Source organism: Winogradskyella sp. PG-2 (assembly GCF_000828715.1).
Taxonomy (GTDB): domain Bacteria; phylum Bacteroidota; class Bacteroidia; order Flavobacteriales; family Flavobacteriaceae; genus Winogradskyella.
The window spans coordinates 1,573,022-1,598,809 of the sequence record NZ_AP014583.1 but is presented as its reverse complement, the minus strand read 5'-3'; the positions used below and the strand labels follow the sequence as shown (position 1 = coordinate 1,598,809).

Genomic DNA, 25,788 nt, shown 5'->3' with positions numbered 1-25,788 from the left:
TATTATTGTACCATTAGTTTTAGTTCACTTCTGTACTTAGACGCACTCTTCCCTGTAAACTCCTTAAATAATTTATTAAAATGTGAAAAATTATTAAAACCACACTCAAAACTAATATCTGTAATACTCATCTGACTTTCTGATAAAAGCTTTGTAGCATGGACCACGCGATACTCATTAACTAATTTAGTGAATGTTTTTCCAGTCACTTTTTTAAAATAACGGCAAAATGCAGGAACCGTCATACTAACCTTATCCGAAATCTCGTCTAAACTAATATGCTCTTGAAAGTTTTTATTAATATGCTTAAAAACAATATCTATTTTAGCACTATCCTGTGGTTCTGCTTCAAAAGCAAAACCATCTGCATTTAAAACTGTATAATCATCAGACTTTGCAAGTCCATGCAAAATCTCTAATAAAATTAGAATCTTTTTAAAGCCTTCTTTTTCAGATAATTTTTCAATTTTCTGTCCAATCTTCTTTTTAGTCTTTACACCAAATAAAATACCATTCTTAGCACGCTCAAACAATTTATTAATACCATCCATTTCTGGGATATCAAAAAAATTCTCTCCCAAAAATTCTGATCTAAATTGTACAATAGTCTCAGAACCATTCACGGTTAATCGATCTGTAAAACCATTGTGTGGTAAATTAGAACCTATAAGCAACAACTGACTATTATTAAAGTAAGACAAGTGACTTCCAATATGTCTAGTCCCTTTTCCTTTATTAACATAAACTAATTCAATTTCGGGATGAAAATGCCAAAAAGGCTTTACACCAACCTCGAAAGCATCATCTTTGTGCTTCTTAACTAAGATAGAACTTCCAAATTCAGGGCTGATTTTTTCTAAAGTAGGTTTCCTTGTACTCATAATCTATTTGCTAATACAAAGTTACGTCAATTTGAAATCAAAATATATGCAAAATTATCAAAAATGTGTTTAATATGTACCTTATTTTTAAATACACTTACATTAAGGGTTAATTTTGAATACAAAATTGCTAAAATTGATGTTTTATAGAAGCTGAAACAGCTATATATTTGTAGTAACAATTTGCATAAACATCGATTAAACACTTTCAGGTATTAAAACACTCAGTAAGAGTCTAAAACCAAAATGTGAATCGAAAACTTTAGAATATAGATTGTTGTTTATATATATTAGTTTTTTATTTAGTGAAAAGTGGGCTCTCAGGAGCCCACTTTTTTTGTTTAAGCTATTTTCCTTCCTCAGTACTTTTCTAATTAAAAAATAAGTTTTTGTTCAATCTATATTATAGTATAAATATGATTTATTGAATTAATTATAAACTCAAATTTTTAAACATATATAAAATTAACAGCTTTATGTAATATATTAACACAACTAACTGTATTTCAGAATTATACGGTTAATTAAATATATAAACATGCCAAACTTGTTGTTTTCTACTAACTAAAGCTCATATACCTTTGAAGTGTTAAATCACGTGACGCTGATCTTTTGAAAAAGTCAAAATCATATTAATTAAACAAAACATAATAAAGACAAAATCAAAACTCAGTTTAACCCCAAAAAGATGAAACAAATGAAAAAATTATTTAAGAAAATTTTAGTAGTAGCAGTGGTGTTAGGAACATACGCAGGCTACGCAAGCGAGACATTAGAAGTTGTACCTACAATTAATAATGTAAAAAAAGGGAACCTTATTTCTGTATCTGATGCTTCTGGGCAAATTATTTACAGTGGACGTATAAATTATAACGGAAATCTTACGAGTATCTTTAACTTTAATCAGCTAGATGATGGTGTCTATAAGATCGAAATAAATAGAGATTTTGTAATTGAAATCAATAAAATACTTATAAAAGATGGTGTTGTTACCTATTTAAAAGATTCTAAAGAAAAGATATATAAGCCAGTATTTAGAGTTGAAGATTCTAAAGTATTTATATCAAAAATAGCTTTTGATTCTAATGAAATGACAATAGAATTTTACTATGAAAATGAGCTTATACACACAGATACTGTGAAGGGAAATAAGATTTTAAACCGTATTTACAAACTCGATGAAACACTTCGAGGAGATTATACAGCTACCGTTAAAACTAACGAAAGAGTATACATCGAAAACTTTAAGTTATAAATTTTATTCATATATTTAGTTTTATTTTTAATTAAAAGTGGTCTTTCCTAAAGCCCACTTTTATTGCTTAAAATAGTTTCATTTGGCCATCTTTATAAGGCTCATGTAATTGGGTGTTAAGTTTTGGTATTTTCTTGCCCTTAAAATATTTTAACCTAGCTAACCTAACGAGATCATTAATTTGTTGAGCTATTTGTCCTTCACCTCGCATTCCCACTCCAAATCGACTTTCATTTAAAGTTCCTCCATGACAATTTTCAATTTGATGTAAGACTTTATCTGCTCTATCTGGCATTGTTTTTTTTATCCAATCTGTAAAAATCTCTCCAATAGCTCCATTTAACCTTACAATAGTATGAGCAATACTTAAAGCGCCAGATTCTGAAACAGCTTTTGCCATTGGCAAAATTTCATGACTATTTATAGATGGTATAATTGGTGCTAGTATAACATTTACAGGTATTCCTTTGTTGCTTAATTCCTTTACAACTTGGAGTCTTCTTTTTATAGTTGCTGTTCTTGGTTCTAAAATTCGCCTAGTATCTTCAGATAATGACGTAATAGAAATATTCACTGTAATTAAATTATCCTTGGCAAGTGCTTCCAAAATATCCAAATCTCTTAGAATTAAGGAGTTTTTAGTTATAATCGCTGTTGGATGCTTATATTTTAAAAATACCTCTAAACATTTTCTAGTTAATTGATACTTTTTCTCAGCTGGCTGATAACAATCTGTATTACCAGACATAACAATAGGATGTGCTTTCCAACTTTTCTTTTTGAAATATGCTTCTAAAAGTTCTGGAGCTGATTTTTTAACCAAAATTCTGCGCTCAAAATCTAAACCCGCACTATAACCCCGAAATTCATGACTATTACGCGCATAACAATAAACACAGCCATGTTCGCAGCCTTGATACATATTCATAGAATATGCCATACCAACATCTGGGCTTGTCACTTTATTGACTATGGTTTTAGGAAAGACATTAAGATATTGCGTTTTGTTTTTGTCTGCAACTTCACCTTCTTTTTTACAAAATTCAAGAAAATCATCTCGCATTTCGTACGATAGTTCAAAAAAACGATTGTGGCTATTTTGTTGGGCGCCACGTCCCCTGATAATAGATTTAGAGCTCATAAATGGATAATTAAAAAATGAAACTTGAAAAAGTAGGACTTTAAAATTACCCCTAATTTGTGCCCTTAACTGTTAATAAACAAATTCGTTATTCACAAAAATTGTAGGAAGAATAATATATCTAAAAAAGTAAATCACATTTTTTTTATACCTTCATAACGTACTAACTAATATTATCGCTTCCTATGAAACGTAGAAATTTTATCAAGAAAACAGCAGGTGCTACTGCAGCTTTCTCCATTGTACCAAGTTTTGTTTTGGGTAAAACTCATATTCCTCCAAGTGACACCTTATATGTTGGCGCTGTTGGTGTTGGTGGCCGTGGAGGTGGCGTTGTAAGAGAACTAACTGCTACTAAAAAAGTTAAGTTTGTTGCGCTATGCGACGTTGACGATAATATGGCTAAAGGAAGCTACGAAGCCCATCCTAAGGCTAAACGCTATAAAGATTTCAGAAAACTTTACGATAAACACATTAGTGAAATTGATGCTGTAATGGTAGCAACACCTGACCATACACATGCAACCATTGCATTACCTTTTATGAGGGCTAAAAAACACGCTTATGTAGAGAAACCTTTGACTCATAATATCCATGAAGCACGTTTAATGGCAAAAGTTGCTGAAGAAAAGGGAATCGTAACGCAGATGGGCAACCAAGGAAGCTCAAGTGAAGGTATTAGAGTCGCTCAAGAATGGATTGACTCTGGTGTTTTAGGAACCATTGAAAAAGTAGATTGTTGGACCAACAGGCCAGTTTGGCCTCAAGGGCTTAGAAATATTAACGAAGGTGAACCTGTTCCACCAGGTCTCGATTGGGACCTATGGTTAGGTCCAGCACAAGATCGTCCATACCATTCAGCATATTTGCCATTTAAATGGAGAGGTTGGTGGGATTTTGGAACAGGAGGCTTAGGTGATATGGGCTGTCATATTATGGAGACTCCTTTTAGAACTTTAGGACTAGGTTATCCATACGAAGCTGAAGCAAGTTGCACAACGGTTTGGGCTGGTGATTTTGTAGAAGCCAATTATAATAAAGCTTGTCCGCCATCATCAATAGTACGTTTAAAGTTTGATACCGAAAAGCATGGAAATGTAGGTTTAAATTGGTACGATGGTGGAATTATGCCAGATTTACCAGACGAACTAAAAGATGGTGAATTCATTGGTGATTGGAGTGGAGGAAGTGTGTTTTACGGTACAAAAGGCATGTTAGTTACAGATTGTTACTCTGGTAACCCAAGATTATTACCGAGTAGCGATATGAAATATTTCAACAAGCCAGAACCAACATTACCTAGAATAAAAAATGGTAGAGGTGGTCATGCACTTAATTGGGTAGAAGCTTGTATGACAGGTATAAAGACCTCATCACCTTTTAGTTATGCAGGACCATTAACTGAATCTGTACTTATGGGTAATTTAGCTATAAAGGCATTTCAGTATAAAGTTCTAAAAGAAGGAAAAACACAAAAAGATTGGGCACCTTTTGATTATCCTGGTCGAAGAAAATTACTTTGGGATGGAGACGCAATGCGTGTTACTAATTACGAAAAAGCTAATGATTGGGTAACTAGAGATTATAGAAAAGGTTGGGAAGTTAAGTAATTATTTCCCAGGGAAATCAGCCTTACGCTTTTCTAAAAAAGCTGTTGTACCTTCTACGAAATCTTTGGTGCCAAAGCATTTTCCAAATTGCTTAATTTCTACTTTGTAGCCATCTTTGCCATCTTTATAATTGGCGTTAATAGCTTTTATGGCTTTACTAATTGCTACTGAAGAATTTCGGATAATCTTGCCTGCAATTTTTTTACAAAGTGGTATTAATTCATCTTGTTCAACGACATGATTTAACAAACCGTAATCTTTAGCTGTGTTTGCATCAATCATACCTGCAGTCATTACTAGTTCCATAGCTCTACCTTTACCTACTAATTGTGGTAATCGTTGTGTACCTCCATAACCTGGAATCACACCAAGTGACGTTTCTGGCAAACCCATTTTTGCATTAGTACTTGCCACTCTAAAATGACAAGACATAGCTAATTCTAAGCCTCCACCAAGCGCAAAACCGTTAACAGCCGCTATAACTGGTGTACCCAAATTTTCTATAAAATCAAATAGTAAAGCTTGGCCTTGAGCTGCTAACTTCCCACCTTCATTAATACTAAAATTGGCAAATTCACTGATGTCAGCTCCTGCAACAAAGGCCTTTTCTCCACTTCCAGTAATAATGATTACTTTGGTCTCAATATCTTCATTAGCCTCATCAAAAGCATCGTGTAATTCTTGGATGGTATCTTTATTTAAAGCATTTAGTTTATTAGGTCTGTTGATTGTAATTGTTGTAATTCCGCTATCAAATCCTGAGGTAATGTTACTGTAAGACATATTTCAATTTAATTTTAAAAGACTCTTTGTTATATTTTGAGTGTAATAGATTTCATTTATTCCTTTGGAAAAGACACTTTAAAAGTGGTACCTTTTCCTTCTTGAGATGTAAAGGTAATACTTCCTTCATAAGCTTCAACAATGTTTTTTACCATCGCCAATCCTAAGCCCATACCACTAGTTTTGGTAGTGAATTTAGGTTCAAATACCTTAGCTTTATTTTCCTCAGATATACCAGAACCATTATCCTTTACTGTAATATTCACCTCATTATTCTCACTAAAAACACGAACCTCTATTTTAGGGTTCTCAAAATTTTCTGGTATGGCTTGTATACCATTTTTAACTAAGTTAGTAACTACTCTAATCAATTGTGTTCTATCAAACTCAGCAATAATCTCTTCCTCCTCTGGAAAGAACGTAATATAATGTTCATTAAATATATCTAAGGCTAACTTTACAATATGTCCTACGTTTAGAACCTCGCTCTTTTGTGCAGGCATTTTAGCAAAATTGGAAAATGCTGACGCAATAGAACTCATCGTATCTATTTGTTGAATTAATGTATTACTATACTCTTCAACTTTTTGATGAATATTCTCATCTTCTGGATTAAATTTTCGTTGAAAGCTCTGAACACTTAAACGCATTGGTGTTAGTGGATTTTTAATCTCGTGAGCAACTTGTTTTGCCATTTCACGCCAAGCCTGTTCACGTTCACTAGTAGCTAATTTTACAGCACTATCTTCTAACTCATCGATCATACTATTGTATGAATTCACTAAAATCTCAATTTCATCGCTAGATGATTCTACTTCAATTTTTTTATTTCGTTTTTCAAGTCTAATTTCATTCATTTTATCACTTATAGTCTTCAATGATTTAGTGATATATTTTGAAATAAAATAAGCAAATACAATAGCAGCTAAAATCATGGCTAAATAAGCATAGCCTAAGCGCCATAAAAACTCTTCAAGTTCCTTATTGAAAAAATCATCATCTTCTAAATAAGGTAAATTTAAAATTGCTAGATTTTTAAACTTTCTGTCAGTTATATACGTGTATGATGATAGAAACGTTTGTCCGTTTTCTTGATTTTTAACCACATAACGATGTTCTACAGTATTTGATAGTTGATTTAAAACTTCAGCATCTAAGCATGTATCTAAAGTGTCTCTATGTATTATCCGTTTTGAGCTTTTTAATAATTGACCCTCTAAATCATAGAGAATGATTTTTTGGTTGTGAATAGCATCAATATCAAAAATGACATCTTTAAAGATAAGTGGTATATTCTCTGTAGTAACAGGATAAGTTGTTTCTCTAAGAGCAAAATCTACACTACTCCTTATTGCTCTTTCCTTTCGTTCTAATCGTTCCTTATTATAATCTTTAGCCTCATCATTATATTGATAAATGGTAACTGCTGCAATTAAGATTGAAGCCAATAACACTAAGAGTATCATAGCTACAAATATTCTAATTCTTAAGGACAGTCGTTTTATTTTCATTGAGCTAAATATAGCAATAATCAAGCCAACTAAGCTTCCGGATTTTTAGAGCGTATGTTTTTATAAATTTTAAAACCTAACATAATAAGAATCCCAAAGACAACAATTCCAATAATCCCAAAAATCCAATTGATAGAACTTTTTAAAATCACTAAAAAGACAACTGCAAAGAGAATAAATGTTGCTCCTTCATTCCAAATACGCATAAAATTTGAAGTTACTTTTACCTCATCTCTCTGCAATTGCTTGTAATATATATGTGTTTTATAATGATATATATACAATAGAAAAACGAACAAAAGTTTTACATGCATCCAACTCTGATTTAAATACTCTGGTATTAAAATTAGTAACCAAATTGCAAATAATGTTGCGAGAATTACTGAAGGCCAAGTAATAATAAACCATAAGCGTTTAGCCATAAGCTTTAATTGCTTACCTAAAATTTCCTTTTCTGGAGACGGTTTATGAAAAGCTTCAATCTGATACACAAATAAGCGTGGAATGTAGAATAGCCCAGCAAACCATGTGATAACAAAAATCAGATGTAAGGATTTTATGTAGTTGTAGTATTCCATTAATCCTCAACAAACAAATAGTTTAACTGCTTAGAATTAAAGGCAGTGTTAAATGCCTTCACCTCATCGTTTAAAATAGTATTAAAAGCATCTAATTGTGCCTTAATTTTACCTGATAATTCATTCTTAACAGCAATATCTTGCTCGGTTGGTGGAAAGTCTCCCATACTTACTAAAGAGTTTAAATGCCCTAATTTATTAGTTAATTTAATTGGGAAATTTAGAGGATCTTGTCCGCTTCGGTTCTTTGTTTGATAGAGTTCCTTTTCAATATTAGACAATTGCTCTTCTAAAGCTTTTGCTTTTTCAACTAAGTCTTTTACATTATCATCATCTTTATACTGCTTCTGAAAAGCTCCTAATTGCTTATTAACCGCTCTTATTTTCTTAATAGATTTATGTGCATCATCCATAGTTTTATTTACGTCTTCTATAAATGCAAATTGCTTCTCCATATCACCCAAAGTACTTTCTGATCTTGGGTCAGCTACAATAGTAAATGGTTGTGATTGCTCTGTACCATTTACATTTAGACTTACTTTATAAGTACCAGGAATTGCTCTTGGTCCTTGTAAACTTGCCCACCATAAAATCATACCTTTGAGACGCTCCGCTCCGTCATAAGTCATATTCCAGACAAATTGATTACCGCCTTTCTTAACAGTCAGCTTGTTCTTTTTATCTGTATTTGAAAAGGTTTTAATTGTATCTCCTTTGGTATCAAAATAGGTTAGAGAAATTTTATCATCATCCTTTAATTCTTTCAAATTAAAATAGGTTATTACACCATTAGGATGATTTGTACCACTTGTTTTACTTCCTTTTCTGCTTCCTCCTCGCATTCTGTAAGTATCCTTAGGTTTAAAAAGTAAATTTTTACCTAAATCAGCATTGTATAACTGATGAATTACCGATAAATCATCAATCATCCAAAGACTTCTTCCTTGTGTAGCTACAATTAAATTATTGTCTTTAATGGTTAAATCTGTTATCGGTACTATTGGTAAATTCAACTGAAATGGTTTCCAATCTTTACCATCATTAAATGAAATATACATGCCTGTTTCTGTACCAGCATACAATAAACCTTTACGCTTAGGATCCTCTCGGACAACTCTTGTAAAATGCTCTGCATTTATACCATTCGTAATTTTTGTCCAGCTCTTTCCGTAGTTAGTAGTTTTATATAAGTATGGTGCAAAATCTCCTGTCTTATATTTTGTACCTGCTACATAGCAAGTTCCTTCATCGAAAGCACTAGGTTCTATACTATTAATCATCATCCATTCTGGCATGCCTTTAGGAGTCACATCGGTCCACGTTTTACCTCCATCTTGAGTAACGTTAATTAAACCATCATCACTACCAACCCAAAGCAAACCTTCTTTTAGAGGCGATTCTTGAGCCGCAAAAATTGTACAGTAATATTCTACAGACGTATTATCTTGTGTTATTGGACCACCTGAAGACTTTAGTTTTTCAGGATCATTACGTGTTAAATCTGGACTAATAATATCCCAAGATTGTCCCTCGTTTTCTGTGACATGTACATGCTGAGAAAATGTGTAAAGACGGTTTGGATTATGCTTAGAGAATATAATAGGAAAATTCCACTGAAAACGATATTTCATTCCTTCAGCACCATGTCCCATAGGATTATCTGGCCAAACATTTATTGCTCTAACCGTTCCAGTTTTGTGATTTCTTCTTGTTAAAAAGCCATCATAACTTCCTCCATAAACAATATCATTATCTTTAGGATCTACTGCAATATGTGCAGATTCACCTCCTGCTGTAGATTCCCAATCATCCTCCGTAATTGATCTTCCATCCGTACGATGTGGAATTCTAATCGTAGAATTATCTTGTTGTGCCACATAAATACGATACGGAAATGCATTATCAGTAGTCACACGATAAAATTGAGATGTAGGTTGGTTGTGGTATGTACTCCATGTTTCACCACCATCATAAGTGACTTGCGCTCCACCATCATCTCCGATAATCATTCGTTTTGGATCTTCTGGTGCAATCCATAAATCGTGATGATCACCATGTGGTGCATTGTATGTGTTGAAATTTCGTCCACCATCAGTACTTTTATGATAACGCACATTTAAAACATAAACCGTATTCACATCTTCGGTATCTGCATACAATCTTGTATAATACCATGCACGTTGTCTCAATTTGCGTTCACTATTAACTTGCGTCCATGTCTCACCACCATCTTCACTGCGGTATAAACCACCTTTGTCTTTATTTTCAATAATAGACCAAATGCGTTGACTATTTAAAGGAGACACTGTAACTCCTATAATCCCTAAAGTACCTTCGGGAAATCCTTTATTAGTTGAAATTTCAGTCCACGTTTCTCCACTATCTGTACTTTTCCAAAGCGCAGAGCCTTCACCTCCTGAATTAAGACTGTAAGGCGTTCTATTAATTCTCCAAGTTGAAGCATATAATACTCTTGGGTTTGTTGGATCCATAATTAAATCAACAACACCAGCATGTGCATTAGAGAATAACGTTTTCTTCCAAGTTTTACCTCCATCAATACTTTTATAAACTCCACGTTCTTGGGTTGGTTTATATAAGTTACCCATGACACCTGCATATACAATATTATGATTTGTAGGATGAATAGCTATTCTTGGTACATGTCTTGACGTCTTTAATCCTGAAGATTTCCAAGTTTTACCAGCATCTTCACTTTTCCATATACCATATCCAGACGATACGTTACCTCTTACTGTTTTTTCACCACCACCAACATACATAACATTAGGGTCGCTTTTTGAAACTGCTATAGCACCAATACTTCCTCCAAAAAAGCCATCAGAGATATTTTCCCATTGCCGACCTCCATTAGTTGTTTTCCAGATACCTCCTCCAGTAGATCCAAAATAATATAGGTTTACCTGATTAGGTACACCTGTAACGGCAGCACTTCTACCTCCTCTAAAAGGGCCAAGTAGACGATATTCTAAAGCGCCATAATCTGATTCTTGAAAGTTTTGTGATTGAGTGTTTAAGCTAAAAAACGATAGCAGAATTACTGCTATAATGGTTGAAAATCGCATACTATAAAATGGTTGGTTATAGAATCTAAAATTACGGATTAAAAATTATTCTATCGCCTTTGGCACCAAATTTAACTTTACCTCTCGACGTAAAAAATAAGCCGTAACTATTGTTGCCAAAACATCTGAAATTGGAAATGCCATCCAAACACCTAAAGCTCCATAGTATTTAGGAAGAATAAATATTAACGGAATAAAGAATAAACCTTGTCTTAAAAGTGTTAACAATAATGCTGGAATTGCTTTGCCTATGGCTTGAAAATAAGCAGCACCTATTAATTGTACACCTATTATTGGAGTCGCTGCAAAAACCCAACGCATGGCTGAAGGTGTTTCTTTAAGTACTTCAGCGTCTTGGGTAAACAACATTATTATTGCATCTGGGAAAATCATCAGAAAAATAAAGATGATAGCACAAAGAATAACACCATACTTTATAGCCGTTATAATAACTTCATAAACACGTTTATATTTATCTGCGCCGTAATTAAATCCTGCTATTGGCAAAAACCCTTGTGTAATACCATAGACTGGGAACAAAGCAAACATGAGCATGCGCCCAACAATTGCATAAGCAGTTACTGAAGTTTCGCCACCAAGATCATACAGAATATTATTCATTAATAAATAGGTAACACTAACAATGGCTTGGCGCGATAATGTTACAAAACCTAATGAACCTATTTCTTTAACTATCGGAAGATCTAGACCAAAATGTTTAATATTGATTTTTAATTCTGAATTTTTAGATAAGAAAAACCAAAGTATAAATAAGAAACAAAGCAAATAAGACCCTGTTGTAGCCCAAGCAGCTCCTGCCATACCAAAATGAAATACTTTAATAAAAAGTACATCTAATAAAAGGTTTCCTACAGACGGAAACAACATGGCATACATCGCAAATTTAGGCTTACCTTCTGCTCTGATAACTGTGTTTCCCATCATACAAAATGCTAAAATGGGCACTCCATATAATACAATTCTATAATAAATTCTTGCTGGCTCAAAAATAGCACCTTTGCCTCCAAATGCTGGTACTATATCATTAATGTAAATTAACCCAAATACTACAAAGAGGATGGTTACAACTGATGTTAGTGTTATTTGATTACCAAAAGTTTTTAAAGCTTTTACTGAGTTGTTTGCGCCTAACGCTCTCGATATTATTGAAGAACCACCTATACCAATGGCCATACCTAAAGCGGCAATAAAAAAAGAAACAGGAAGTACTACATTTATGGCTGCAATGGCAGTAGATCCTATCCATTGCCCAACAAAAATAGTGTCCACTAAGATATTTAGTGACATTACTAATATACCTATTGAAGCTGGCACAGCCTGTTTTATCAGTAACTTCCCTATGGGTTGAGTGCCTAAATCGGCTGAGTTTAACTTAGCCACTAAACGGCTGTGGTTTCAGCAGTTGCCCACTCATTTATGATGTTACTTAATACCTGAGCAAAATCCTCACGCTCATTTAAACAAGGAATGACTGTAAATTCTTTACCACCAACTTCATGAAATATTTCTTCCCCTTCCATGGCGATCTCTTCCAAAGTCTCTAAACAGTCACTTACGAATGCTGGAGTTACAATGGCCATTTTTTTAGTACCTGCTTTTCCCATTCTTTCAATAGTTCTGTCTGTATAAGGTTTCAACCAAGGATCAAATCCGAGTCGAGATTGAAAGGTTGTAGAATACGTTCCATTTTTTAGACCTAACTTTTTAGCCACGTTCACTGTAGTAATTTCACATTGGTGACGGTAACAAAATTCATGTTGCTCACTACCCTTTTTAAAACAACATTTCCCATTCATTTTACAATTTCCATTAGTGATATCATTTTTTCGAATGTGTCTTTCCGGAACACCATGATAACTAAATAAAATATGCTCGTAATCCAAATCGCTCAGAAACTCACCTATGCTCTTAGATAATACATTAATGTAATCTTCGCGATTATAAAATGCTGGTGTTCTTGTGATTTTTACCTGTGGAAAATATTCTTTGATCAATTCATCTACTTTAACATCAATTGTTTCAGTAGTTGCCATTGCAAATTGTGGATATAAAGGGATTGTCTTTATCTCTGTACAGCCTTTATCTATTAATTCTTGTATTCCTTTTTTTAAGGTCATGCTTCCATAACGCATGGCTAAAGCCACTGGGTAATCAACTTGTTCTTGCACTTTCTCTTGAAGTCGCTCTGACAATACAATTAAAGGAGAGCCTTCTTCCCACCATATTTTTTTATAAGCTTTTGCAGACGCTTTTGGTCGGGTATTAAGAATTATTCCCTTTACCAAAACCGTTCTTGCAAGTAATGGTAAATCAATTACACGTTCATCCATTAAAAATTCACCCAAGTACTTTTTTACATCCTTTGGGTTAGGACTATCTGGAGATCCTAAATTAACAAGTAATATTCCTTTTGACATAGTTTTCTTTTTCAAAAACAAAAATACAACTCTATGTGCAATTGATTACAATTCTCTTTATAGGTTTTATTTATAATACTATCATCAAATGTTTTTCAATTTTATTTGTTATTTCCTTAACATCTATTGTCTATACTATTTGTTTTTTGTCGAGTTTTAGTAATTGTATATTGCTTTTTCATGGATTTAAATATCTTTACGAGTCTTGATTAAATTTTATTATGAAAAAAATCACTTCATTACTTCTTATTCTATTTTCACTAGTCTGTTTCTCACAACAAAAATATCAAAGCTTACTATGGGAGATTACAGGAAATGGTCTTGAAAAGCCATCATACTTATATGGTAACATGCACGTTAGCAAAAAAGTAGCATTTAGATTGGACGATGTGTTTTATAAAGCTTTAAATGAAAGTGATTGTGTTGCTTTAGAGTCTGACCCAACTACTTGGCCAGGTTTTAATTTCGATATGATGGTTAACGAAATGGCTTATTATAACAACTGCAGAAGTGAGTTTTATACTAACCTTTCAAACTAACGCATCCCGAAGAAATGGCAATTAGAGGTTCTGTGCGAATGGATAATAATGCAGTTAATACTTATTTGTATAGAAAAAATAATGCCTCAGATAATTTTGAAGAAGAATCGTATCTGGATATGTTTATTTTCCAAGCTGGTAAGAAAAACAATAAGAAAATTTATGGCCTAGAAGATTTAGCCGAATCGCGTTATTTAACAACTAAAGCGGCATATAATGCCAATAAAAAAGATTTAGATCCATGGATTCAAAAATTATATGCTAAAGAGAATCCATACCACATCCAAGAAAATCTATATCGTGATAGAAATTTAGATTTATTAGATTCGATTGGTGCTGGAGTAAATACAGAATTTTGTAGAGAAAACATGCTTTACATCAGAAACGAGAATATGGTTATTTCTCTAGAAAAACTTATGCCGAAAAAGTCTGTTTTTGCTGGTGTTGGTGCAGCGCATTTGCCGGGTGATAAAGGCATGATTAATATGCTCCGTCAACGTGGCTATAAGGTAAAATCATTAACATCTAAACAATCTGATTACAGTAAAGCAGAAAAACTGAAGTTGGATAGTCTTTTCGTAGCACCTGTGTTAAAAATGCATTATACTCCAGATGACTTTATGGGATTAAACACCTATGATGAATTACGTGAGTTTTCTTATGCTGGTCAGAAATATTATTTAGATCCTGATATGACCAATGGTGCTTATCTCACTGTAAATAGAATCAGTCGTTTCTTATACTTACCTAACGAAAAAGAGAATATTAATTTAAAAGATATTGACAATTTATTATACGAAGATATTCCAGGAGATATTATTAAAAAAGAAGAACTAAGAGTCCCTTATCCTGGTATTAGCATCATTAATAAAACAAAAAAAGGAGAGTTTCAGAAATATCATATCTACCAGACTCCTCTAGAGATTATAATTATGAAATTTGCTGGTCGTAGTGATTTTGTATTGAAACATCAGGAGAAAATATTTAACTCTATAGTATTAAAAGAGCCATCGGAATTGAATAAATTATTTGTATCCCCTAATAAAAAGTTTCAGGTTAATTTCCCTGAATATTTCATTACTAGCAACATGCAAAACAGCGGTAAGAAACTTTTAGAAGGTTATAAAAATGATGCCTATTATTTTCTTGAAGAAGCTGCTCTTCATGATATTTCTTATATAGAAGAAGATAGTTTTGAAGCTAAATATTTTCACCATGCACTTCATAAAAATTATAAGTTAGCAGAAGCTGAAGGTGGTTTTAAAGCTGGTGATTATAAAACCTACGAATCTAAAGCTCTATTGGATTCAACTTCTAATAAAAACTTACATTTAAAAACTATTGTAAAAGACGGAAGCTATTATTTGTTAGGTTATGTTGGTGCTAATGAAATAGACAAAACAGCATTTTTTAAGTCTTTTAAATTCAATACAACTGACCACAAAGGTTTTGAGAAAGTTGTGGATACATCTTTGCATTTCTCTGTAACAACAAATACAAAGCCTCCTATTCCTAATCCATATTCTTTTGGTGGTTATAGCGATGGTAAGGAGGATAAAGATTACGAAGAGAAAATAAAATCGACGACATATTCTAGTAAATCCAATGAGCAAATTATAATTTCTAGACGAAAATTTCATGATCTACAGATGTATCATAATATTGATAGTTTATGGAAAGAAACAGAAGAGAAAATGAATTATAGTCGTTATTATGCTGGCAACAAAAAGTTCAAGGTTTCTAACCGTAATAAATCAAAATTAGACGATACTTATGCCTTTAGTTTTAGTTATACTGATTCAGCAAGTGCAAAACAAGTCTTGGTAAAAAATATTCTAAAAAAAGGTGTTCTTTTTGAGTTAAAAACTTTAATCGATTCAATTAGTGGTCCTTCAACTTTTGTTACAGAGTTTTATGATTCATTTACTCCAATAGATACTCTAATGGGTAAAAGTGTCCTCAATGATAAAACTGCTCAGTTTTTTGAAGCATTAAGGGCAAACGATAGTATTATTTTAGAATCTTACAATCTTATAAAATTTAAAACTAAATTCTTTACAAATGGCACCGAGTCTACAATTGAAGATTTATTAAAAAAAATACCTGGTCTAAATATCGATTCCGAAGGAACTATAAAAGTGGGTAATCAAGAAATTGAAAAGCTTATGGTAGATGGAGATGACCTTTTTGAAAAAGGCTATAAAATACTTTCTAAAAATATGCCAGCCTATCCTATTGAAGAAGTAGAAATCCTAAAACGTTATTCAAATAACAGACTATTAAAAAATATAGAGGAAAGTAATAAAGTAGCTCTAAATCTTAAGCTAGATGAAAAATCTAAACGCATCTGGTTTGGTAATATAGAATTAGGCTTTGGCAATGATAGCTTTTATCAGCTCAAATGTAACTTGATGAATTTTGGTAAAAAAAATAAATATTATTTTCTAGCTAATGGAAATAGTATAGGTTATGATGCTACAGGTGATATAGAACAACTCATAAGACCATTTCGCTTTGACGAACCAGGAAGCATTGGAGACAATCAGAAAGTTAACAATTTACTCAACTTATCAGCTGGGGCTTTAAATTTTAAACGTAACAGAACTAATTTTAATAATGCAGAATTGGCATCACTAAATGCCATTTTTAACCCTAACGATAAACTGAAAATTAAAACATTAGGTTTTTTTAATTGGGATGAGACTAATTTTTTTAGAAACAGTACTGAGGTTACCGATGTAAATAATGCCAACTTTACTAATACCGAAGATTATAGATTACGGAATAAAAAAAGATTAGCTTTTGGCAAAGTTGACTTAATTTACAACATGTCTAAAACCAAAATGCTTGAAGTGACCACTAAATATAACAATGGTAATTTTGAAGATGGATCTAATTTATTGTTTAATGGTAATTCTACCATTGAGAGCCTACAGTACCAAAATATTCTTTTTGACCAAAAAATCAATTATACAAACAAATTCAAGAACAACAAGGCTTTCTTGTTAACCGGTCGTTTTATCCACGAAAAAACACCTCAAAATTATAGCATCAATCAGTTTTTCTATGAGGATTTATTTCAAGATTCAAACACTGCTGATAACGTTAAACAGGCGAGTAGTAACAAAATGCAATTTTTAGGATTGAATGCGCACCTTTTAGACCGAAAGGAAAATGGCAATTTATTAGAATTAAAACTTGGTAACGAATATCGCTACAACCAAATAGACACTAGATTTTCACTCTTAGAAGACAATGTGTTAATTGATGAACCTAATGGTTTTCAAAATAAGTTATTATATTCGTCCAATGACCTTTACTTTAAAAGTAAGTACCGTTTTAAATTTGGTAACATTGGTTTAGCTGCCAAGGCTAATTTTCACCAGCTATTCAATAGACTTGAAAATTTTAATTCTTCTCAATCACAGAATCCTTTTTTTATTAATCCAAGCATTACTTTAGATTGGAAAATAAATGATAAAAACAAAATTATTACTAATTATAGTTACAATACCACAAATGCCAATGCCTTAGATGTTTATGATAATTTTGTGCTGACAGGATTTCGTTCTTTTTCTACTGGTACTGGAGATTTCAATCAACTAGATGCTTCAAGCTTAAATGTTAATTACCAATTAGGAAATTGGAGCGATCGCTTTTTTGCTAACACATTTTTATTGTATAGTAAAAATCATGATTTCTTTACTACAAATACAGTGATTAACCAAAACTTTACACAGGCTAGTAAAATACTTATACAAGATCGTGAATTTATAACCATAAATTTAAAATTGGATTATTACCTAAAATTTATGGCTTCTAATCTAAAGTTAGATATAGGCTATACTAATAATGAATTTAAAAATATTGTAAATAACTCAGGCTTAAGAACCGTAAATTCTCAAAATTTCAACTATGGTTTAGAATTACGTTCTGGCTTTAAAGGGATATTTAATTACCATATTGGCACAAAATGGCTTAACAGTAAAATAGAAACAATTATTAATAATTCCTTTACAAACAATACTAGTTTCTTAGACTTAAGTATTGTGTTCAATGACAAATTTGATGCTCAGATACAAACAGAGCGATACTATTTTGGGAATCTACAAATAGAAAACACTTACTACTTTTTAGATTTTGATATGAGATATAAATTAAAAAAGGATAAGTTGACCGTAGGGTTATCTGGAAAAAACTTATTAAATACAAAAACGTTTAGAAGTTTTTCCATTAGTGATATTGGCAGTTCTACAACTGAATATAGACTTTTACCAAGATTTGTTTTATTGAAGTTAGAATATAGATTCTAATACTCAACTCGAAGCAACTATATACTTCTTAGGTGTTGTCCCAAACTTCTTTTTAAAAGCTGCTATAAAATGGCTAGACGTACTGTAACCAACTTTTAGCCCAACTTCGTTGACGTTATGATCTCCAGATTCTAAAAGCTTGCGAGCCACTTCCATTTTATAATCAAATAAAAAGCTATAAACCGTATCGCCATAAATCTGCTTAAAACCCTCTTTGAGTTTTTTAAGATTTAAGCCAATTTCATCCGCCAATTCCTGTAGACTAGGAGGTTCAGCCATATTAGCAATAATAATATCTTTAGCTTTTTTGAGTTTTGCTACATTTTCCTCATCTACTAAAAACGGACATTGTTCTATATCAGCATCTTCACTTCTATTAAAAAACAAACTCAATAATTCGTATGCCTTTCCCTTAAAGTACAATGGCTTAATAGAGCTATTTAAACTAAAATTTATCATCTGGTTTAAAACCACAGCCATGGATGGAGAAATCTTTCCATCTTTATAATACTTTTTATTTCTATTATCATCAGTTAAAAACGTCACATAGTTTGCATCTTCCGAAAATAGGCCATGAAACTTTTTAATAGAAATTACTAAAGATACCAACCAAGAATGCGGTTGCATTTCTAAATGAATTGGTAAATCACGCTGTGGATTATAAAGTAATAAAGACGTGTCTTCATTAATATTTAAAGTATAACTCCCTTGATTAAAAACAAAAGCAGCAATGCCTTTAGTGCAAAAATGAAATTGAATATAACTACTATCAATCTCACGTTCAAGAATTTCTAAAGTATCACTTTCGTTTTTATTAGCTAACACAAAAAAGCCATCTTCAATGAAAGTTTCATCAAAAGTACTTGTAGCGATACTTTTTGAGCTTGATTTTTCTATATTCATTTTCTTCTTATTTAGATTCGTTCTAAACAAAAGGTCAAAAAACCCTTGATTTTACTACAAAAATATGATAAAAATCATCTTTTCGTCGAAAAGAATCTTAAAAACCCAGAAACGATACTTTAAGTTCTTCCAGCGTTGTTTTTTTTAGGCTAACAAAATTATTTTTGTTCCGTTGTTGAAAATTAACTTTCAGGATAAAACGACAATAAGTTGTTATATAAGCGAATGCAAAAACAAAAGAGTCGATATTTTTATGCTATTGGTCTCAGCTATAAAAAAGCTGATGCTGAAGTGCGTGGTCATTTTAGTTTGAGCGACATCGCAAAACAAAATTTGTTATCTCAAGCAAAACAAAGTAATATTGAAAGTGTTTTGGTTGTTTCTACTTGTAACCGAACCGAACTTTATGGTTTTGCAGAACATCCTTATCAACTTATTCACTTATTGTGTGAAAATACTAAAGGCACCGTTGAAGAATTTCAAGAAGTTGCCTATGTTTATAAAAACAAAGAGGCAATTAATCATATGTTCCGAGTTGGTTCTGGGTTAGATAGTCAGATTCTTGGAGATTTTGAAATTATCAGTCAACTTAAGTTCGGCGCAAAAGCATCTAAAAAAGAAGGCTTGCTCAATTCTTTTACTGAACGGTTGGTTAATGCAGTGATAAGGGCTAGTAAGCGTATCAAAACCGAAACAGAATTATCATCTGGTGCAACCTCTGTGTCTTTTGCTTCTGTTCAGTATATAATGAACACGGTTCAAAATATATCTGAGAAAAATATTCTACTCTTTGGAACAGGGAAAATTGGACGCAACACATGTGAAAACTTGGTGAAACATACCAAGAATTCGCACATCACCTTAATCAACAGAACAAAAGATAAAGCAGAAGAAGTTGCTGGAAAATTTAACCTCATCGTTAAAGACTACGAAAATCTAGAGGAAGAAATTAATACTTCTGATATTGTTATTGTAGCTACAGGCGCACAAAATCCTACGGTTTATAAGTCTTTAATTTCTACTCAAAAACCACTTTTGGTTTTAGATCTTTCTATTCCTAAAAACGTGAATGAGGATATTAGAGAACACTCAAATATCACTTTAGTACATTTAGATGATTTGGCAAAAATCACTGATGATACTCTAGAGAAACGCAAAGCATTTATTCCTGATGCCGAATTAATAATTGAAGCTATTAAATCAGAGTTTAACGCGTGGTTAGACACTTTAAAATTTGTACCTACGATTCAGGCTATAAAGCACAAATTAACTGATTTTAAAAACTCTGAAGTTAATACGCAACGTAAAAAAATAGCTAACTTTAACGAAGATCAAGCAGAATTGATTACCAATAATCTCATACAGAAAATTACCAATCAGTTTGCACACCACTTAAGAGAAGATGGTAACTCGTCTGACGAGAGTATAGAACTCATCAAAAAAATATTTCAGTTAGAAACTACCGATAATGTCTAAAATTATTCGCATTGGCACACGCGACAGCCAGCTCGCTATGTGGCAAGCAAAAACGGTTCAATCTCAACTTGAGCATTTAGGACATAAAACCGTTTTAGTACCTGTAAAATCTACAGGAGATTTAGTTCTTGATAAACCATTATACGAATTAGGTATTACGGGTATTTTTACAAAAACATTGGATATTGCAATGCTTAACGAGGATATCGATATTGCAGTACATTCACTTAAAGACGTTCCTACTGTATTACCAAAAGGTATTGTACAAGCCGCTGTTTTAAAACGCGGAAATATTAATGATACCCTTGTTTACAAAAAAAATGAAGAGTTCTTATCTGCCAGAGATGCAATTATTGCCACAGGCAGTTTAAGGCGTCGTGCACAATGGTTAAATCGTTATCCAACACATACTATTGTTGGACTTAGAGGTAACGTCAACTCTAGACTAGAAAAGCTTGAAAATAACGAAGATTGGAATGCAGCTATTTTTGCTGGAGCTGGTTTAGGTAGATTAAATATTACACCAGAGACGTCAATAAATCTTCATTGGATGATTCCTGCACCTGCACAAGGAGCAATAATGATTACTGCTTTAGAAGCTGACGAAGAAACTAGAACTATTTGTGCAGAAATCAATGACGAAGTAAGTGAAATCTGTACATCAATAGAGCGCGAATTTTTAAATCGTCTCGAAGGAGGCTGTACTGCACCAATTGGAGCTATTTGTTATATCACTAAGGAAGAAGAAGTCAATTTTAAAGGTGTACTTTTAAGTAAAGATGGCACAAAAAAGATAGAATATACTAAAGTTGTAGCATTAGATAAAAAAGATGAGTTAGCAAAACTTGCTGCAGATTACATTATTGAAAAAGGGGGGAGAACTTTAATAGATCAGTTGCAAAGAAGTGATAAAACTACAAATATTTATTCCACTAAAAAACTGACTGACGATCAACGGCTTTTATTTCATAATGATGTTGTTGCAAAAAATAATGATGCTATAAAAATTAGTTTGAACCGATTATCTAAAAGTTTAATTAGAAATGAAATTCAGAATGTTGTCATTACGAGTAAAAATGCTGTAGAATCATTATTAAACAACTTCTCTGCTCCAGAATTGCAATTCAAAAATATCTATTGTGTTGGTAGACGAACCAAACGTATGGTAGAAAAGCGTATTGGAAAAGTTAAACATACAGAAGCTAATGCTAAGAAGCTAGCTGAGTATTTGGTTGAATATATCGATGGTACTGAGGTCACCTATTTCTGTAGTGATTTAAGACTAGACGATTTACCAAGTATATTAACTGAAAATAATATTACAGTTAACGAAATTGAAGCCTATCAAACAAAGTTTAATGCAGATAAAGTTGAAAGCAACTTAGATGGTGTAATGTTTTACAGTCCATCTACAGTTGAAAGTTTCTTAAAACAAAACAAAGCTAATGGCATTGCTTTTTGTATTGGTGAAACGACTGCAAAAGTAGCTAAACAATATTTTAAAGATGTTAGAATTGCAAGAGTACCAACTGTTGAAAGCGTAATAGAATTAGTAAACGAATATTATCTTTAGTCTATGAAAAAAATCATTGACTTAAGCCAAGAGATCTACTCAGGGATGCCTGTATACAAAGACTTACCTCAGGTGAAAATAATTATGCATAACTCTCATGAAGAATGGGAGGGTATTAAAAATCCCAAAATCAAAACACCAAGTGTTTATAAATTAGAACTTGGAGAACACACAGGTACACATGTAGATGCTATAAATCATATGGCAAAAGAATATAAAGAACAATCAATAGATACAATGCCGCTTTCAATGTTCTATACTGAAGGTATTTGTTTGGATTTTTCACATAAAGGATTTCAAGAACTTATACACGCACATGAAATTGAAGATGCTTGTAAAAAAGCTAATATAGAGATAAAAAAAGGGGATACCGTTTTATTATGTACTAACCATTATCAAAAAGCTTTTGGAACTGAAAATTGGAATAAAGGTCATGGTATAACTAGTGAAGCTACAGAATGGTTAGGTGTAAAGGAAATATCTGCTTTTGGGGTTGAGACTATGTCACCTGGTGTTCCAGGAATATCAAATAAAGAAGTCCATAAAATATGCGGTAAATTAGGTTTTACACATTATGAAAATTTAATAAACCTTAACTTATTAATTGGTAAAGGACGCTTTCGTTTTATAGGATTACCATTGAAAATAAAAGGAGGAACAGGCTCCCCTGTAAGAGCTATTGCCGTATTTGAAAACTAATCAAAAATATGAGTATTAAAAACGATCTATTTTTAAGAGCATTAAAAGGTGAAACTGTAGACCGTCCTCCTGTATGGATGATGCGTCAAGCTGGTCGTTACCTACCAGAGTTTATGGAAATCAAAGCGAAATACGATTTCTTTACACGTTGTCAAACTCCTGAACTAGCTAGTGAAATTACAGTTCAACCCATTCGTAGATATGGTATGGATGCTGCAATTTTGTTTTCAGACATATTAGTGATTCCACAAGCTATGAATATTGAAGTGCAGATGAAACCTAATTTTGGTCCTTATTTGCCAAACCCAGTGCGTTCTCAAAAAGATGTGGATAATGTTATTGTTCCAGATGTAAAGCAGGCGTTAAACTATGTTTATGAAGCTATAAAAGCAACCAAAGAAAAATTGAATGACGAAGTACCATTAATTGGTTTTGCTGGTTCCCCTTGGACTATCTTATGCTATTGTGTACAAGGACAAGGTTCTAAGAATTTTGATAAAGCGAAAGAATTCTGCTTTACAAACCCTATTGCTGCGCATCAGTTATTACAGAAAATTACAGATACTACCATTGCTTATTTAAAGGAGAAAGTAAAAGCTGGTGTTAATGCCGTGCAAGTATTCGATTCTTGGGGAGGTATGTTATCACCTGTAGATTATCAAGAATTTTCATGGCAATATATTCAGCAAATTATCAATGCTTTAAAAGACGATGCGCCAGTTATTGCTTTTGGGAAAGGCTGTTGGTTTGCACTTAATGAAATGTCTAAGTCTGGCGCTTCTGCATTAGGTGTAGATTGGACCTGCTCTGCTCGTAACGCACGTTATTTAACTGGTGGTAATATCACCTTACAAGGTAACTTTGATCCTACACGGTTATTTTCACCACCTTCGGAAATCAAAAGAATGGTGCATCAAATGATTAACGAATTTGGAAAAGATAAATACATTGTAAATTTAGGTCATGGTATTTTGCCAAATATTCCATTAGATAATGCAAAAGCATTTATTGATGCTGTAAAAGAATATAAAGCCTAATTCTATAATGTAACTAAAAATGCTTTTAAGCGTCTTTTATGTTATAACCAACTGAAAACCATAATATGATAAACAGCATATTAAAGGGCATAAAAGCATATATAGGAACTTTCGAGCTTATTTCTAAGCTCAAACTTTGGAAATATTTCGCTATTCCAATTATTATTAGTGTATTAACGGCCGTTATCATTGGTTTATCTGCATATGGTTTATCTGATAATATTGGGAGATTTATTGCTAATATTTGGCCTTGGGAATTTGGTAAAGAAATATTCATTTCTATTTCCACATTTATAGGTTGGATTGTAATTCTCGCAATCGGGTTAATATTATATAAACACATTATAATGGCATTCTCTGCTCCGTTTATGAGTACTGTATCAGAAAAGATTGAAGCACATTTAACAGGTGTAGAAAGACATTCTCATAGAAAAACTTCTTTTAAAGAACAGTTATGGAGAGGTATTAGAATTAATGTTAGAAACCTAGGAAAAGAATTACTGATTACTATACCTATACTTATACTGAAGTTTATTCCTGTTGTAAATATATTCTCTACGTTCTTATTATTTTTAGTCCAAGCTTATTATGCTGGTTTTGGTAATATGGATTATACGCTTGAACGTCATTTTAAATACAGAAAGAGTATCCAATTTGTTAGAAAATATAGAGGTATAGCCATTGGAAACGGAATTATATTTATGTTGTTTCTATTTATTCCTGTAATTGGTGTTATTCTAGTTTTACCAATGAGTGTTACAGCCTCTTCAATAAATACTGTAGAGCTTTTAAAGCAAGATAATCTACTTAATCAAAATAAAGTAGTCGTGTAATGGTAGCACAATTCGGTGGTTTTGAAATTAACCCAATTCATGCAGGAGATGCTTGGAAGGTTTGTGATTTATGCGTTGCTAATGCAGATCGTTTTAAGCGCTATTTCCCAAAAACGTTAGAACAAAATTTAAACCCAACCTTATCACAATTGTTTATTGAGAAAATGGTTAAGCAGTTTGAAAATAGGGAGGTTTTTTTATTCACACTAAAACATTCTGAAACTAGAGAACTTGCTGGACTCATATATATTAAAGAACTCGATTGGGATAAAAAACAAGGTGAATTTGCTTACTGCATTGGTTACACTTTTGAAGGGCAAGGTTTAACATCTAATGCTGTAAAAGCGTTATCAAAACATGCGTTTGAAAATTTAGGTATAGAAACACTTCAAATCATTTCCCATAAAGACAATTTAGGAAGTGTAAAAGTTGCTATCAACAACAATTTTGAATGGCAAAAAACCTTAATAAATGAATACACTCCTCCAAACGGACAAGCTTTGGATATGGAGTTATATGAATTATATAAAAATTAGAAACTCATAATATGTTTTTCTAAACTTTCTTTAGAAGGTAGATCTAATTTTTTTCGCAGCCTATATCTTGCTTTTTTAACACCCTCTTAAGATATATTCAATAAAGATGATATTGAATTAGAATCATATTTCATTTTTAACAACGCTATTAGCCTAATGTCATTCTTTGTTAACTCTTTGTTATATTCAGTAATATTCTTGAAAAACCTCGGATTCATTTCCATAAACTGAGTAGTGAATTGTTCCCAGTTATCATCTATTTGTTTATCAATCCGTAATTTATTAATAAGCCCTGACCTTGTTGTTGGTATTACTATCTTTTTTTAAGGTGTTTAAATCTGTTTTTAGTTCATTTAAAAGCTCATTTTTTTGGACAATATGTAGGGCTTTAGATGCTAATTCTCGCTGTTGATACTCAATTTTTTGATTAAGATTATTATTTTCTAACTCTTTTACTTTAGTAATCGCTTTTTGTTTTGTTGCTCTTAATCTAAATTTATTAATTAATCCATAAGCTATCGCAGCTAATAAGAGTAAAGTAATGAGTAAGGCAATGTTTCGGTTATTAGAAGCTCTATTTTTAGTGGTTAGCAAAT

20 protein-coding genes are annotated in these 25,788 nt (G+C 32.3%); 10 read left to right on the top strand and 10 right to left on the bottom strand.

All coding sequences use genetic code 11. The annotated features are described in order from the left end of the window. Nucleotides 1-2: 2 nt before the first annotated feature. A complete protein-coding gene (locus WPG_RS07010; protein ID WP_045470827.1) occupies nucleotides 3-881 on the bottom strand; it encodes an AraC family transcriptional regulator in 879 nt (292 codons plus the stop codon). 697 nt (nucleotides 882-1,578) lie between these two features. Here WPG_RS07010 and WPG_RS07005 point away from each other — a divergent pair. Continuing rightward, nucleotides 1,579-2,136 (top strand): hypothetical protein, encoded by a 558-nt coding sequence (locus tag WPG_RS07005; RefSeq protein WP_144374432.1) that lies wholly within the window; start codon nucleotides 1,579-1,581, stop codon nucleotides 2,134-2,136. Nucleotides 2,137-2,203: 67 nt separating this feature from the next. Here WPG_RS07005 and WPG_RS07000 read toward each other — a convergent pair whose 3' ends face one another. Then, the gene (locus WPG_RS07000; RefSeq protein WP_045470823.1) at nucleotides 2,204-3,277 is read right to left on the bottom strand and encodes a PA0069 family radical SAM protein; all 1,074 of its coding nucleotides are present in this window, start codon (nucleotides 3,275-3,277) and stop codon (nucleotides 2,204-2,206) included. A gap of 185 nt (nucleotides 3,278-3,462) precedes the next feature. On the opposite strand from WPG_RS07000, the gene WPG_RS06995 reads away from it, so the two are divergent. After that, the gene (locus tag WPG_RS06995; protein ID WP_045470821.1) at nucleotides 3,463-4,887 is read left to right on the top strand and encodes a Gfo/Idh/MocA family protein; all 1,425 of its coding nucleotides are present in this window, start codon (nucleotides 3,463-3,465) and stop codon (nucleotides 4,885-4,887) included. Here the strand turns inward: WPG_RS06995 and WPG_RS06990 are convergent, their stop codons facing one another. Genes WPG_RS06990 through hemH form a run of 6 tightly spaced genes read right to left on the bottom strand, consistent with a single transcriptional unit; the run spans nucleotide 4,888 to nucleotide 13,283 of the window. Further along, nucleotides 4,888-5,670: an enoyl-CoA hydratase/isomerase family protein gene (locus tag WPG_RS06990; RefSeq protein WP_045470819.1), complete on the bottom strand. Its 783-nt coding sequence runs from the start codon at nucleotides 5,668-5,670 to the stop codon at nucleotides 4,888-4,890. 56 nt (nucleotides 5,671-5,726) lie between these two features. Beyond that, complete coding sequence (locus tag WPG_RS06985) at nucleotides 5,727-7,181, bottom strand: sensor histidine kinase (RefSeq protein ID WP_045470817.1); 1,455 nt, start codon at nucleotides 7,179-7,181, stop codon at nucleotides 5,727-5,729. A gap of 29 nt (nucleotides 7,182-7,210) precedes the next feature. Beyond that, complete coding sequence (locus tag WPG_RS06980; protein WP_045470815.1) at nucleotides 7,211-7,759, bottom strand: CopD family protein; 549 nt, start codon at nucleotides 7,757-7,759, stop codon at nucleotides 7,211-7,213. After that, nucleotides 7,759-10,845, bottom strand: coding sequence for a WD40/YVTN/BNR-like repeat-containing protein (locus WPG_RS06975; RefSeq protein ID WP_045470813.1), 3,087 nt, complete (start codon nucleotides 10,843-10,845; stop codon nucleotides 7,759-7,761). Before WPG_RS06975 ends, WPG_RS06980 begins: the two co-directional genes overlap by 1 nt. Before the next feature lie 45 nt (nucleotides 10,846-10,890). Then, nucleotides 10,891-12,246 carry an MATE family efflux transporter gene (locus WPG_RS06970; protein WP_045470811.1) on the bottom strand — a complete coding sequence of 452 codons (1,356 nt, stop codon included), beginning with the start codon at nucleotides 12,244-12,246 and terminating at the stop codon, nucleotides 10,891-10,893. Then, nucleotides 12,246-13,283 (bottom strand): ferrochelatase, encoded by a 1,038-nt coding sequence (hemH, locus tag WPG_RS06965; protein WP_045470810.1) that lies wholly within the window; start codon nucleotides 13,281-13,283, stop codon nucleotides 12,246-12,248. Before hemH ends, WPG_RS06970 begins: the two co-directional genes overlap by 1 nt. Before the next feature lie 221 nt (nucleotides 13,284-13,504). On the opposite strand from hemH, the gene WPG_RS06960 reads away from it, so the two are divergent. Together WPG_RS06960 and WPG_RS17760 are read left to right on the top strand one after the other, a co-directional pair. Then, nucleotides 13,505-13,822, top strand: a complete 318-nt coding sequence (locus WPG_RS06960) for a TraB/GumN family protein (RefSeq protein ID WP_052471183.1) — start codon at nucleotides 13,505-13,507, stop codon at nucleotides 13,820-13,822. A gap of 14 nt (nucleotides 13,823-13,836) precedes the next feature. Then, nucleotides 13,837-18,135 carry a TraB/GumN family protein gene (locus WPG_RS17760; protein WP_084221536.1) on the top strand — a complete coding sequence of 1,433 codons (4,299 nt, stop codon included), beginning with the start codon at nucleotides 13,837-13,839 and terminating at the stop codon, nucleotides 18,133-18,135. Nucleotides 18,136-18,138: 3 nt separating this feature from the next. On the opposite strand, the gene WPG_RS06950 is transcribed toward WPG_RS17760, so the two are convergent. Next, nucleotides 18,139-19,038, bottom strand: a complete 900-nt coding sequence (locus WPG_RS06950) for an AraC family transcriptional regulator (protein WP_045470809.1) — start codon at nucleotides 19,036-19,038, stop codon at nucleotides 18,139-18,141. Nucleotides 19,039-19,263: 225 nt separating this feature from the next. Between WPG_RS06950 and hemA the strand changes: the two genes are divergently transcribed. From hemA to WPG_RS06920, 6 genes are all read left to right on the top strand, one after another. Continuing rightward, nucleotides 19,264-20,514 carry a glutamyl-tRNA reductase gene (gene hemA, locus WPG_RS06945; RefSeq protein WP_045470807.1) on the top strand — a complete coding sequence of 417 codons (1,251 nt, stop codon included), beginning with the start codon at nucleotides 19,264-19,266 and terminating at the stop codon, nucleotides 20,512-20,514. Continuing rightward, nucleotides 20,507-22,087 carry a hydroxymethylbilane synthase gene (hemC, locus tag WPG_RS06940; RefSeq protein ID WP_045470806.1) on the top strand — a complete coding sequence of 527 codons (1,581 nt, stop codon included), beginning with the start codon at nucleotides 20,507-20,509 and terminating at the stop codon, nucleotides 22,085-22,087. Before hemA ends, hemC begins: the two co-directional genes overlap by 8 nt. Before the next feature lie 3 nt (nucleotides 22,088-22,090). Next, nucleotides 22,091-22,786 (top strand): cyclase family protein, encoded by a 696-nt coding sequence (locus WPG_RS06935; protein ID WP_045470804.1) that lies wholly within the window; start codon nucleotides 22,091-22,093, stop codon nucleotides 22,784-22,786. Between the two features lie 8 nt (nucleotides 22,787-22,794). Further along, nucleotides 22,795-23,823: a uroporphyrinogen decarboxylase gene (gene hemE, locus WPG_RS06930; RefSeq protein WP_045470802.1), complete on the top strand. Its 1,029-nt coding sequence runs from the start codon at nucleotides 22,795-22,797 to the stop codon at nucleotides 23,821-23,823. Nucleotides 23,824-23,888: 65 nt separating this feature from the next. Continuing rightward, nucleotides 23,889-24,656, top strand: coding sequence for an EI24 domain-containing protein (locus WPG_RS06925; RefSeq protein ID WP_045470800.1), 768 nt, complete (start codon nucleotides 23,889-23,891; stop codon nucleotides 24,654-24,656). Next, complete coding sequence (locus tag WPG_RS06920; protein WP_045470798.1) at nucleotides 24,656-25,192, top strand: GNAT family N-acetyltransferase; 537 nt, start codon at nucleotides 24,656-24,658, stop codon at nucleotides 25,190-25,192. Before WPG_RS06925 ends, WPG_RS06920 begins: the two co-directional genes overlap by 1 nt. Before the next feature lie 282 nt (nucleotides 25,193-25,474). On the opposite strand, the gene WPG_RS06915 is transcribed toward WPG_RS06920, so the two are convergent. Next, nucleotides 25,475-25,786, bottom strand: coding sequence for a hypothetical protein (locus WPG_RS06915; RefSeq protein WP_045470797.1), 312 nt, complete (start codon nucleotides 25,784-25,786; stop codon nucleotides 25,475-25,477). Nucleotides 25,787-25,788 lie beyond the last annotated feature (2 nt).

Coding starts and splice junctions, on each gene's coding strand:
- hemC (WP_045470806.1), top strand. CDS start 20,507: ATGTCTAAAATTATTCGCATTGGCACACGCGACAGCCAGCTCGCTATG.
- WPG_RS07000 (WP_045470823.1), bottom strand. CDS start 3,277: ATGAGCTCTAAATCTATTATCAGGGGACGTGGCGCCCAACAAAATAGC.
- hemE (WP_045470802.1), top strand. CDS start 22,795: ATGAGTATTAAAAACGATCTATTTTTAAGAGCATTAAAAGGTGAAACT.
- WPG_RS06935 (WP_045470804.1), top strand. CDS start 22,091: ATGAAAAAAATCATTGACTTAAGCCAAGAGATCTACTCAGGGATGCCT.
- hemA (WP_045470807.1), top strand. CDS start 19,264: ATGCAAAAACAAAAGAGTCGATATTTTTATGCTATTGGTCTCAGCTAT.
- WPG_RS06985 (WP_045470817.1), bottom strand. CDS start 7,181: ATGAAAATAAAACGACTGTCCTTAAGAATTAGAATATTTGTAGCTATG.
- WPG_RS06925 (WP_045470800.1), top strand. CDS start 23,889: ATGATAAACAGCATATTAAAGGGCATAAAAGCATATATAGGAACTTTC.
- WPG_RS06990 (WP_045470819.1), bottom strand. CDS start 5,670: ATGTCTTACAGTAACATTACCTCAGGATTTGATAGCGGAATTACAACA.
- WPG_RS17760 (WP_084221536.1), top strand. CDS start 13,837: ATGGCAATTAGAGGTTCTGTGCGAATGGATAATAATGCAGTTAATACT.
- hemH (WP_045470810.1), bottom strand. CDS start 13,283: ATGTCAAAAGGAATATTACTTGTTAATTTAGGATCTCCAGATAGTCCT.
- WPG_RS06950 (WP_045470809.1), bottom strand. CDS start 19,038: ATGAATATAGAAAAATCAAGCTCAAAAAGTATCGCTACAAGTACTTTT.
- WPG_RS07005 (WP_144374432.1), top strand. CDS start 1,579: ATGAAAAAATTATTTAAGAAAATTTTAGTAGTAGCAGTGGTGTTAGGA.
- WPG_RS06995 (WP_045470821.1), top strand. CDS start 3,463: ATGAAACGTAGAAATTTTATCAAGAAAACAGCAGGTGCTACTGCAGCT.
- WPG_RS06975 (WP_045470813.1), bottom strand. CDS start 10,845: ATGCGATTTTCAACCATTATAGCAGTAATTCTGCTATCGTTTTTTAGC.
- WPG_RS07010 (WP_045470827.1), bottom strand. CDS start 881: ATGAGTACAAGGAAACCTACTTTAGAAAAAATCAGCCCTGAATTTGGA.
- WPG_RS06960 (WP_052471183.1), top strand. CDS start 13,505: ATGAAAAAAATCACTTCATTACTTCTTATTCTATTTTCACTAGTCTGT.
- WPG_RS06920 (WP_045470798.1), top strand. CDS start 24,656: ATGGTAGCACAATTCGGTGGTTTTGAAATTAACCCAATTCATGCAGGA.
- WPG_RS06980 (WP_045470815.1), bottom strand. CDS start 7,759: ATGGAATACTACAACTACATAAAATCCTTACATCTGATTTTTGTTATC.